Source organism: Halomonas sp. ANAO-440 (assembly GCF_019915905.1).
In the GTDB taxonomy this organism is placed as follows: Bacteria; Pseudomonadota; Gammaproteobacteria; order Pseudomonadales; family Halomonadaceae; genus Halomonas; species Halomonas chromatireducens.
In genome coordinates this window covers 1-10,694 of the sequence record NZ_JAHXBV010000044.1, presented here as the reverse complement: position 1 = coordinate 10,694, position 10,694 = coordinate 1, and the positions used below count along the sequence as shown (strand labels likewise).

Annotated in this window: 13 protein-coding genes; 10 read left to right on the top strand and 3 right to left on the bottom strand. The window is 61.2% G+C overall.

The window, feature by feature from the left end; all coding sequences use genetic code 11:
• Nucleotides 1–13 precede the first annotated feature (13 nt).
• From KZO25_RS18945 to KZO25_RS20255, 3 genes are all read right to left on the bottom strand, one after another.
• Nucleotides 14–514 carry a PilX N-terminal domain-containing pilus assembly protein gene (locus KZO25_RS18945; RefSeq protein ID WP_223138118.1) on the bottom strand — a complete coding sequence of 167 codons (501 nt, stop codon included), beginning with the start codon at nucleotides 512–514 and terminating at the stop codon, nucleotides 14–16.
• Nucleotides 515–764: 250 nt separating this feature from the next.
• On the bottom strand, nucleotides 765–2,531 hold the full coding sequence (locus KZO25_RS18940) for a thiol-disulfide oxidoreductase DCC family protein (RefSeq protein ID WP_223138117.1): 1,767 nt from the start codon (nucleotides 2,529–2,531) through the stop codon (nucleotides 765–767).
• 110 nt (nucleotides 2,532–2,641) lie between these two features.
• A complete protein-coding gene (locus KZO25_RS20255) occupies nucleotides 2,642–3,064 on the bottom strand; it encodes a type II secretion system protein (protein ID WP_410505426.1) in 423 nt (140 codons plus the stop codon).
• 476 nt (nucleotides 3,065–3,540) lie between these two features.
• On the opposite strand from KZO25_RS20255, the gene pilB reads away from it, so the two are divergent.
• The 10 genes from pilB (at nucleotide 3,541) to KZO25_RS18885 (ending at nucleotide 10,409) form a co-directional block, all read left to right on the top strand.
• On the top strand, nucleotides 3,541–5,319 hold the full coding sequence (pilB, locus tag KZO25_RS18930) for a type IV-A pilus assembly ATPase PilB (protein WP_223138116.1): 1,779 nt from the start codon (nucleotides 3,541–3,543) through the stop codon (nucleotides 5,317–5,319).
• Nucleotides 5,320–5,424: 105 nt separating this feature from the next.
• Nucleotides 5,425–6,657, top strand: a complete 1,233-nt coding sequence (locus KZO25_RS18925; protein ID WP_223138115.1) for a type II secretion system F family protein — start codon at nucleotides 5,425–5,427, stop codon at nucleotides 6,655–6,657.
• Nucleotides 6,654–6,920 (top strand): DUF4258 domain-containing protein, encoded by a 267-nt coding sequence (locus tag KZO25_RS18920; protein WP_309485747.1) that lies wholly within the window; start codon nucleotides 6,654–6,656, stop codon nucleotides 6,918–6,920. Before KZO25_RS18925 ends, KZO25_RS18920 begins: the two co-directional genes overlap by 4 nt.
• Before the next feature lie 2 nt (nucleotides 6,921–6,922).
• Nucleotides 6,923–7,114 carry a DUF2283 domain-containing protein gene (locus tag KZO25_RS18915; protein WP_083517494.1) on the top strand — a complete coding sequence of 64 codons (192 nt, stop codon included), beginning with the start codon at nucleotides 6,923–6,925 and terminating at the stop codon, nucleotides 7,112–7,114.
• Between the two features lie 9 nt (nucleotides 7,115–7,123).
• Nucleotides 7,124–7,975 (top strand): prepilin peptidase, encoded by an 852-nt coding sequence (locus KZO25_RS18910; RefSeq protein WP_223138119.1) that lies wholly within the window; start codon nucleotides 7,124–7,126, stop codon nucleotides 7,973–7,975.
• A 22-nt stretch (nucleotides 7,976–7,997) separates the two neighbouring features.
• Complete coding sequence (coaE, locus tag KZO25_RS18905; protein ID WP_223138114.1) at nucleotides 7,998–8,612, top strand: dephospho-CoA kinase; 615 nt, start codon at nucleotides 7,998–8,000, stop codon at nucleotides 8,610–8,612.
• Between the two features lie 89 nt (nucleotides 8,613–8,701).
• Nucleotides 8,702–8,950 carry a type II toxin-antitoxin system Phd/YefM family antitoxin gene (locus KZO25_RS18900; protein ID WP_223138113.1) on the top strand — a complete coding sequence of 83 codons (249 nt, stop codon included), beginning with the start codon at nucleotides 8,702–8,704 and terminating at the stop codon, nucleotides 8,948–8,950.
• Nucleotides 8,940–9,224, top strand: a complete 285-nt coding sequence (locus KZO25_RS18895) for a type II toxin-antitoxin system RelE family toxin (protein WP_223138112.1) — start codon at nucleotides 8,940–8,942, stop codon at nucleotides 9,222–9,224. Before KZO25_RS18900 ends, KZO25_RS18895 begins: the two co-directional genes overlap by 11 nt.
• A gap of 85 nt (nucleotides 9,225–9,309) precedes the next feature.
• Entirely contained in the window at nucleotides 9,310–9,537 is a 228-nt protein-coding gene (gene yacG, locus KZO25_RS18890) for a DNA gyrase inhibitor YacG (protein ID WP_223138111.1), read from the top strand.
• Nucleotides 9,534–10,409: a DNA replication terminus site-binding protein gene (locus KZO25_RS18885; RefSeq protein WP_223138110.1), complete on the top strand. Its 876-nt coding sequence runs from the start codon at nucleotides 9,534–9,536 to the stop codon at nucleotides 10,407–10,409. Before yacG ends, KZO25_RS18885 begins: the two co-directional genes overlap by 4 nt.
• The last annotated feature ends 285 nt before the right edge of the window (nucleotides 10,410–10,694 follow it).

The window sequence follows — 10,694 nt, the reverse complement described above, 5'->3', positions numbered from 1 at the left end:
CTACCGGCCTGACTCAGGACGGAACAGATGGGGTTGCTGGAGCGCTTACAATACGGATACCGACCTGGCCACCCAGCGCAGCATCGTCCTCAGGTAGCGCCGGCAGCAGTCGCCAGTGGTGCCTGCCCCCGCCTGATAGGTTGCCTGGAGTTGACCACTTACCTGGCAGGGCGCCAGACAAGGCTTCCTCAACGTCCGTTGAGTCAACAGCGTCGCGTGCTTTTTCCGCCGCCTCGCGCAGGCTGAGAAGGAAGTTGCCAGGATTATTGGCGAAGACCGGTGGAGCGGGGGTCTGGTTTTCGTTCAGTTGCGTAACGGCTGCCCGCAACTCGTCATTGAACGCATAGAGGCCCGCCTCGGCTTCGTTCTGGGCAAGGACAGCCGAACGGTAGTTACCCGCCAGCCTCTCGTTGATCAGGCTGTCCTGCATGGCCGACAGGCCCACTATCAGTGAGGATGTCATCAGGACCAGCACCACTACCAGGGCAGCTCCCTGCTGTCTTGAGCCCGCCATCCTCACCTCCGCTGTGACGCAATGGTTACATTTATACACGCAACATTACGTCATGCGGCCCGAAAGGTCCATAACATGGAGGTGCCCAGACTGCCTGCTGCGGCCACAGCCTTCACTTGTGGCCCTTCAGGGCCATATCGTTTCTGGCGTTATGTTCGCCTCGGAAAAAGACGCAGACAGGACCGCTGACCTCATATATTTTAAACCAGCCAAGAACCGGTGAAAAACCACTATCCCCGATTAGCTCCGTTCAGTTCAAATCGCCTGGTGGCTCCCAGGGTGGAGACGAATGACAAGTCACCTTCTCAGAATCTCTTACCCAACGAAAGTGGAAGTACTTGCGAAATGCTCTAGAGTGGAGGAGCTGCTCCGCTTCTTCCTTGACATCGGCAAACGTCACGTCATTGTAGTTGACGCCGGCACGCGTAAAGCTGACACGGGCCTCCGGATGGCGCTCCATGCGGTTGAGCAGGTCGTAGTAGACTATCAGGCTATCATCGCGAATCACGAAGAACGCAAGATCCAGTTCGCGCTCCGCGCGGCGAACATCTGCCAGATCCTGTAGATAACCGAAGGGGCCGGGGGGCTCGCGGAAGACCAGGTGATTGGAAACTCCACCTTCCAGGCGAAGATTGGCAAACATGTTCATGGTCTGTGCCGTCTTCAGGCCCAGATAGGGCATTGCACCGTTCAGGAAGAAGGCCAGGGAGACAATATTCAACCAGTGCCAGCGTGACCAGAAGACCGGTTGGTGGTCCTCACCCTTCCCATATACCACGATACAGCCCAACAAGGGCGCGGCGATCATCAGCCATAGATAGCTGACTTGGATGTAGTCCTGATCCTGCGCCGCCAAAGCGATCAACACGAAGACGCAGGTCAACAAAACTACGTATACGGGTTTTCGCAATGCACGGTCGATAATCTGCCAGAACGGGCTGTCGACGATTCGCCGGGCTCCATCAGGCGACAGGAAGAGCAGGTGCAGCAAGATCGTCAGGGTGGAGAACACTGCATACATCGCATAGCCACTCAGGGCGAGCAGGCCATGGAAGCCTATGCCGGCCACAATACCGAGGTGCCGGGTGCGAGGGATCAGCAGCGCCACGATGATTGCGGCTTCGATGACCAAGGTGCCGTAGATAGCCAGGTAGTGAAACCAGAGCGCGTCAAGCCAGGATAGAAAAGATGGCATGACACGCCACAGCTCGACTGCACAGGATACCTCGGGGTCGAGGAAGTCAGCGTTAATCTTGTGGAAAACGCCAAAGAAGTACATTACCACCAGAAGCGCCTGGCCAATGGGGCGCACCTGCCGGAAGAACATCTCGAAACCAACACCTCGCAGCCATGCGTAGCCACCGCCCAAGAGCAGCCCCAGTAGCCAGAAGTTCTTGAGTATGGTGTGATTTGAAGATAAAGGCGCCTGGAGCCAGGCATTCAGCGCCATGGCGAGCACAAGAATCACAAAAACACGCACAGACCCCGGCCTGACAATCAACGCCAAGCCACAAGCTGCCATGACAAGCATGGGGGGATGCAACACACCGGGGGTATAGCGGAAGTAATAGATAAAGACATGTAGTATCGCGAACAGTCCGAACCAACGGCTCACAATTTGAAAAATCGCCTGCTCGCCTTCAACCGTATTTCGGATAGGTTGGCGCCCCATCATCAGTAAAGTGGCATTCCTGACTGCACGCATAAGGGGATAAAGCAGCAAAGCCAGCCAGGGAATGGAGAGCAGCCTGGCGCTCACGCGGTTGAAAAAACCGACAGGTGTGGTCATCAACGCCAAACGGTGGATCGCCTCACTGCCGTGGTAAAGACGACCGTTCCGCTCAACCACCATGCCCTGATCAAGATCGATGCCCTGGGCCTGGAAACGACGGCAAGCCTCCGGCGCCTCCCGCAAGGAAATGAGGCGGACCTCGCCAGCGGCATCTCGCAACCTGAGCAGCGCGACATAGCGCCGACAGAAGGGACAGCCCCCATCGTAGTAGATATTCGTCGTCATTCCTTAAGTCTCGGCAGACGACCAGGGGAGTTAGGTTCCTCAAAAAAGCCAATGGCCGGCATGTCTGCCAGCCACTGGAACCGCCTCTTTCGCTTTACAGGTCAGTATTCTTAATCTTCTTCAGGGACGGAGAAGGCAGTAACAGCATTCAAATTAGCATCATCGCCAGGCCTATCACCCAATGTACCCGACACAACCCCTGCATCAGTTAATGTGATGGTGGCACAAGCAGTTCTAGGATTTGCGTCACTCCCATCATTACCATCATAATCCGCAAGAACCGACTCCGCAGTAAATCCTGTTAGAGGGGTATCAGGATCAGCATTTGCTATCGCATAGCCAGATGCCACAGTCCTAATGTCAGATTGGCACGCCCTTTCAGCAGACCTGGCTGTGTAGTCCTGATACTGCGGTATCGCAATCGCCGCCAGAATGCCGATGATCGCCACCACGATCAGCAGCTCGATCAGGGTGAAACCACCCTGGCCCTTCCGGGCTGCCCGCTGGTTCTGCATTTCTTTCATCATGTTCATCGCCTAATCCCCTGCTCTGTTGCCCGGTCGTGGCTTTGGTTCGTTGGCTCGGCCCTTGGGAGATGCCGATGGAAGCAGTCGCTTCCTTGTATCGCTGTCTAGCCACCTGCTGTCTTTCCGATCGCCGCCTTTCAAGCGGCTGCCTTGCTTTCTGACTGCCTGTGCGGCGGTGCCGCCGGGTTGCGGCGACGCTGCCCGGCAGCCGGGGGCCAATGCCCCTTTTTGTACCGATTTGGCGAATAGCCTCTGTCCCTGATTCCACGCTCCTATTACTTACACTAAATTACACTTTGGCATCGCGCAAGCGCTACATACGTCTGCCTCAGTGTCTTAGCTCATGTTAATGTATCAGCCGTTTAATACCAGGGTTAGAAAAGTGTGAGATCACCGCTGTGATGGCTAGTGGTAAAGGGCTAGTATACTGGTATTCCCTATATCGCTTGCCACCCGCCAAGCGGGCCAACGACAGAGGCGCCATGAACAGTAATCGCCCCTTCTCGGAAGCCGGCACCGCCGACGATTCCACCAATCCGGACCAGGCCGCCGAGGGCCTGCGCGGCCTGGCACGGCGGCTGGTGGAGTACGGCCTGCTGTCGCGTGCTGCGGCCGAGCGTGCCGAGCACGAGGCCCGCGAGTCCGAGGTGACGCTGCTTCAGCATGTGATCGACGCCGGCATGGTCACTGCCCGCGATGGCACCCTGTGCGCCGCCTGGGAGTATGGCCTGCCCATCGTCGACCTGGACGCACTGCGCCTTTCCAGCCTGCCACCGTCCACGGAGTATCCCGAGAAGCTGCTGCGCAAGCTGTGCGTGGTGCCGCTGATGCGCCGCTCCCACCGCCTCACGGTGGCGGTGCCCTATCCCTCGACCCTGGCCAAGCTCGATGAGCTGCAGTTCGCCACCGGTCTGAGCATCGAGGCGGTGCTGTGCCCCGTCGACCAACTGCTGCCGGTGCTGGAGGCCTACCTGGCCCAGAACGACACCAGCATGATGGACGACCTGACCGGGGTCGACGACGCAGTCAGCGAGCTGGAGTTCGACGAGGGGGTGGACCTCACCGAAGAGTCGAGCCAGGCCACCCATAGCGGCTCCGACGACGCGCCGATCGTCAAGTTCGTCAACAAGATTCTGCTCGATGCCATCCGCCGCGGCGCCTCGGACATTCACTTCGAGCCCTACGAGACCAGCTACCGGGTGCGCATGCGCATCGACGGCATGCTGCTGGAAGCGGCGCGCCCACCCTTCTCCATGCGGGCGCGCATCGCCGCGCGTCTGAAGGTGATGGCGCGGCTGGATATCTCCGAGCGCCGCCTGCCCCAGGATGGCGCCATCAAGCTCAAGGTCTCCAAGACCCGCTCCATCGACTTTCGCGTCAACTCGCTACCCACCGTCTACGGCGAGAAGATCGTGCTGCGTATCCTCGACCCCGCCTCGGCGCAGATCGGCATCGACGCACTGGGCTTCACGCCGGAACAGCGAGGGCTCTACGAAGCGGTGCTGGACCATCCCCAGGGCATGATCCTGGTCACCGGCCCCACCGGCAGCGGCAAGACGGTGACGCTCTACACCGGTCTGAACATCCTCAACGAGGTGCAGCGCAATATCTGTACCGCGGAGGACCCGGTGGAGATCAAGGTGCCGGGGGTCAACCAGGTCAACGTGCTGCCGAAGATCGGGCTGGACTTCGCCAGTGCCCTGCGCGCCTTCCTGCGCCAGGACCCGGACGTGGTGATGGTGGGCGAGATCCGCGACCTGGAAACCGCCGAGATCGCGGTGAAGGCGTCCCAGACAGGGCACCTGGTGCTCTCCACGGTACACACCAATTCGGCGGCGGAAACCCTGACCCGCCTGGCCAACATGGGCGTGCCGCCCTTCAACATTGCGAGCTCCGTTAGCCTGATCATCGCCCAGCGCCTGGCACGGCGGCTATGCAAGCAGTGCAAGCAGCCTGCGGAGATCCCCCGGGAGGCGCTGCTGAGCGAGGGCTTCACCGACCTGGAGGTAGGCAGCGCCACCGTCTACGAGCCGGTGGGCTGCATGCACTGCACCCACGGCTACAAGGGCCGGGTGGGTATCTACGAAGTGGTGCCGGTGAGCAGTGCGATGAGCCAGTTGATCATGCGCCAGGGCAATTCCATGGATTTCGATCAGTTGGCCCGTAAGGAGGGGCACCCCGACCTGCGCAGAAGCGGCCTGCTGAAGGTGATGCAAGGGATCACAAGCTTGACGGAGGTCAATCGCGTAACAAAAGATTGAGGCGGCTCACACTAAACCAACTGGCAAACTAGCCGATATAACAATTAATAGCGGGATGCCCATAACAAACCAATACCATAATTCCCATACGCAGCAGGAACCTACATGGCAGCCAAAACCGCGAAAGCGCCCCGGAAGCTCAAGCTCTACCGCTGGAACTGGTCGGGCAAAGGGCCGGGTGGCCGGCTGGTACGCGGTGAGGTGGTGGCCGCCCACAAGGCCGAAGTGGAGCGGGAGCTGGCCAACCAGAACATCATTGTCAAGAACGTGCGCCGCAAGGGAGGCCTTGGCGGCGGCATGGGCAAGATCAAGCCGCGGGACATCATGCTCTTCGCCCGCCAGATGGCAACCATGATTCGTGCCGGCGTGCCGGTGCTACAGGCGTTCCAGGTGGTGGCAGAGAGCATTCGCAAGCCGGCCATGAGCGCGGTGGTCCAGCAGATGATGAACGAGGTGGCGGCGGGGTCGAGCTTCTCCCAGGCGCTGCGCCAGCATCCCGAACAGTTCGACAATCTCTTCTGCAACCTGGTGGAGGCCGGCGAGAGCTCCGGCTCACTGGACCGAATGCTCGAGCGGATCGCCACCTACAAGGAGAAGATCGAGTCGCTCAAGGGGCGCGTGAAGAAGGCGCTGTGGTATCCCATCGCGGTCATCGCCGTGGGTATCGGCGTCACGGCGCTGCTGCTGATCAAGGTGGTGCCCCAGTTCGAGAGCCTGTTTCATGGCTTCGGCGCCGAGCTGCCGGCCATGACCCGCATGACCATCGCCATGTCGGAATTCGCCCAGCAGTACTGGCTATGGGGCATCGGCATGGTGGTGGCCTTCGTGTTCCTGATGCGCCAGGGCATGAAGCGCTCCGAGGCGTTCGCCTATCGCATGCACAAGCTCTCGCTGAAGATCCCGGTGATCGGTGACATTCTCGACAAGTCGTCGGTGGCGCGCTATTCACGCACCCTGGCCACCACCTACGGCGCCGGCGTGCCCATGGTCGAGGCGCTGGACATCGCCGCCGGTGCGGCGGGCAACCTGGTCTACGAACGTGCCACCCGGCAGATCCGCGAGGATGTCGCCACCGGCCAGCAGCTGCACTTCGCCATGCGCCTGACCGAGCGGTTCCCCGCCCTGGCGGTGCAGATGGTGGGCATCGGCGAGGAGTCCGGCTCGCTGGACGCCATGCTCAACCGCGTGGCCGACTACTACGAGGAGGAGGTCGACAACAAGGTCGATGCCCTCACCTCGCTGCTGGAGCCCCTGATCATCGTGGTGCTCGGGGTGCTGGTCGGCGGCCTGGTCATCTCCATGTACCTGCCCATATTCGAGCTCGGCACGGTGTTGTGAGTGAAGCACTGTATTGCCAGCGGTTTGCACGCCATGTGCATGTTACGCGTCATGCTCGCGAGCGTATGGCTGAGCGCAACATACCTGAAGCCTTACTACTCGAGTTGCTGGATATCGGAGATACTCGATATAAGGATTCCATGCGGCTCTGGATTGCCATGAGCGTCGCCGATAGGCAAGACAACATGATTTGTGCGGCAGTGGTGCTCGAAGATAGACTCGTCGTAAAGACGATCATGCACCACTTCAGCTGGGAGGAGTAACAGTGCGAACCACTTACGACGAAGCTGATGACATCCTTGTACTGCATCTATCAGAAAAGCCTATCGTAAAGGAAGTGTCACAGGACTGGCATACGCACGTTAGCTATGCCGATGATGGCAGTATAGTGGAAGTGGTAATTCTCGATGCCTCCAAGCAAGGCGCCTGGCCCTTGCTGAAAAGTGAGGCAGCTTGATAAGGAATTATTTTGACTGACCTTCCCCCCGCCCTTCTCTGGCCCTTGGTGGCCTTCCTGGGCCTGTGCCTGGGCAGCTTCCTCAACGTGGTGATCGTGCGCCTGCCGGTGATGCTGATGCTGGGCTGGCGAGCCGAGGCCCGCGAGGCGCTGGAGCTTCCCGATGAAGAGCGGCCCCGCTTCAACCTGATGGTACCGCGGTCGATCTGCCCGAGCTGCGAAACGCCCATCGCCTGGCACGACAACCTGCCGGTTATCGGGTGGCTCAAGCGCCGTGGGCACTGCGCCTACTGTGAAGCGCGTATCAGCCCACAGTATCCCCTGGTGGAACTGGCCGGCGGCGCCCTAGCGCTGGCGGTGCTGGCGCTGCACGGCCCCACCTGGCAAGGACTGTTCATCTTCGGCGCCTGCCTTTCACTACTGGCACTGGCGGTGATCGACCTGCGCACCCAGCTGCTGCCGGACATCCTTACCCTGCCGCTGCTGTGGGCGGGGCTGCTCTACCAGCTGCTGTTCCAGCCGCTGCTGCTTTCCGATGCGGTGATCGGCGCCATGGCGGGGTACCTGTCGCTGTGGAGCTTCTACTGGCTGTTCAAGCTGGTGACCGGCAAGGAGGGCATGGGCTTCGGCGACTTCAAGCTGCTGGCGGCGCTGGGCGCCTGGATGGGCTGGCAGTATCTGCCCATGGTGCTGATCCTTTCCGCCGGCGTCGGTGCCGTGGTCGGTATCGTGGTGCAGCTGGCAATGCCTCGACTGCGCGGGGCTCCGATGCCCTTCGGCCCCTTCCTAGCCATGGCCGGCTGGATCGCGCTTTTGGTCGGCGAGCCGCTGATGGCGCTCTACTACGGCATGATGTTCTGACCCGCTCACAGGGAGTGTGAATGTGATCATTGGCGTAACCGGCGGTATCGCTTCGGGCAAATCCACCGTGGCACGGGCCTTCGCGGCGCTGGGCGTGCCCTGGGTGGATGCCGACGACGTGGCCCGCGAAGTGGTCGAGCCCGGCGAGCCGGCCCTGGCCGAGATCGCCGAGCGTTACTCCCGAAAGGAGGGCTCGCGGGTGCTGCAGGAAGACGGCAGCCTTGACCGCCGGGCGCTGCGCGAGATCGTCTTTGCCGACCCGGCCGAGCGGAAGTGGCTGGAGTCGGTGACGCACCCCCGCATTCGGCAGCGTCTCGTTGCCCACCTGGAACGGCTGCAGGCTGAGGGCGCGCCATACGTGCTGCTGGTTTCGCCGCTGTTGTTCGAGTCGGGCCAGAGCGAGATGGCCGACCGCTGCCTGGTGATCGACGTACCGGAAAGCCTGCAGATCGCCCGCACCGCCGCCCGTGACGATGTCGATGAGGACCAGGCCCGCGCCATCGTCGCCGCGCAGATGCCCCGCGCCGAACGCCTGGCCAGGGCCGACGACGTGATCGACAACGGCGGCGATGAAGCCCGGCTGAAAGCCCAGGTAGCCGCGCTGGATCGGAAGTATCGTGAGCTGGCTGCTGGTTGAGGGCGAACGATCGTGCGGCCTTTCCGAGATCTATTAAAGATCTTTTAAAAGCACTATAATTCGGTCTATGGATGGATCTGGAGAACGCCATGCCCCACATGATACTTGCCGATACCACGGCCAGCATTTCGGAGTTGAAGAAGAACCCCATGGCCACGGTCGCTGCGGGCGAGGGGTTTCCTGTGGCTATCTTGAATCACAATCAACCTGCCTTCTACTGCATCCCGGCCGCCGCCTACGAAGAGTTGCTGGAAAAGCTGGAGGATGCCGAGCTGAACCGCATTGCCGATGAGCGCAGCTCCCAAGCGGAGGTCACGGTGACCCTGGATGAGCTATGAGCTGCGCTTTCGTGAAGAAGCGCTGAAGGAGTGGCGTAAGCTGGATGATATTGTCCGGGTCCAATTCAAGAAGAAGCTCATCGCCATCCTGGATAGCCCGGTCATCCCTGCCTCGCGCCTTGCGGGCAGCAGAAACCGCTACAAGATCAAGCTGCGGAGTGCTGGCTTTCGTCTGGTGTACGAAGTCCGCGAGCAAGAGATCGTGGTACTTGTCATTGCGGTGGGCAAGCGGGATCGCAACGCCGTGTATCTCAAAGCCAGCAGGCGCACTTGATCAGGCTTTTCGGGTAACACCTGGGCACACAGCCACCGTCATTGACGCTAGAATGTCCCTATACCCACCAACGCCTAACGGATTCATGAGCCAATCGAACCAACGCCCCCTGAAAGTCGCCTGTCCCCAATGCAAGACCAAGGTGGAGTGGAGCGAACAGAACCCCTTCCGGCCCTTCTGCAGCGAGCGGTGCAAGATGCTCGACCTGGGTGCCTGGGCCGACGAATCCCACCGTATCGCCGGTGAGCCGGCGATGGACGAGCACAACATCGAAGAGTGGCTGGCCCGGGCCGAGCGAGGCGACGACCGGTGAGCCCGGCCGCGGCGCCCTCCTACCGCCTGCTGGCCGAGCTGGAAGCGGCCTTCGATGCGTTGATCGAGCGCAGCGAGGAGCTGCTGTCGGCCTACAGCCGCTCGCCCGCCGAAGCCTGGGCCTTCCAGGCCGATGCCAGCGAGGCGTGGTTGCGCCGTGCCCTGCTCGACTTCTGGTATCAGGACGGCCAGGACGGACGTACCACCCGCAGCCATGTGGGGCTGGTCGCCGCCGATGACATCCTGCTGGAGAAGGTCGCCGCGGTGAACGCGGCAAAGACCGAATTCGCCACACAGCTGGCCCATATCCGCGACAACCACCCGCCGCTGCTGGCCGAGGCCAAGGCGGTGCTGCCGTTCCGCCACCCCGAACTGCACGACCACCTGCGCGGCAGCGGCCTCGCCCGGCTGCATCTCAAGCAGTGCTGGCGGGCCATTCCCGTGGCCGAAGCGCCGGTGGCTCGTGTGCGCCTGGCATGGTATTCCAGTGGCCGCTCGATCAAGCGGCTCAGCGTGAGCGATGTCGAGAAGAAGCTAATGACGCTGGATACCGACGCGCCTCATGTACGCATACATCTGCGCAAGCTCGCCGGCCTGCCCTCGAGTGAACCCCTCGCCCAGGTGCAGAGCCAGGCACCGCTGATGCGCGCCAACCTCTTCTACACCGAACCGCTGGACGACGGACGCACCCGGCGCGCCATGAACGTCGCCCTGCCGCTCTTCCTGCCCGCCCCCCGCGGACGCCTGCCGGACCACAACCTCCCGCCGGCCGCGCCACCCGAAACCCGCACCCGCGCCCGGCGCAGCGACGAACGCCTGGAAGACACCCCCTTCCTCCCCAGCCTGCGAGTCTTCCGCTACCGGAGTGCGTGAAGAAACGCTGTGGCATGAAAAATTTCATTGTAGGAGCAGCTTTAGCTCACGACTGCGGTGTTACCGATGCTGGCGATCACTGCCAACCTCGGCAGCCTCCGCCGAGGCGCCTGCCGGCGCCAGTCGCGATGGGAACCAGCGCTCCAACAGCTGCCTTTTCCTACCATAACAGGCGATTACTACGCTGTAGACATGATGGATTGACCTGCCCCTCCTCAACGTCGTGGGTTACGTTGAGGTTGAGGCAACAACACAGAGCCACTATTGAGGGAGGCAGGTCATGAA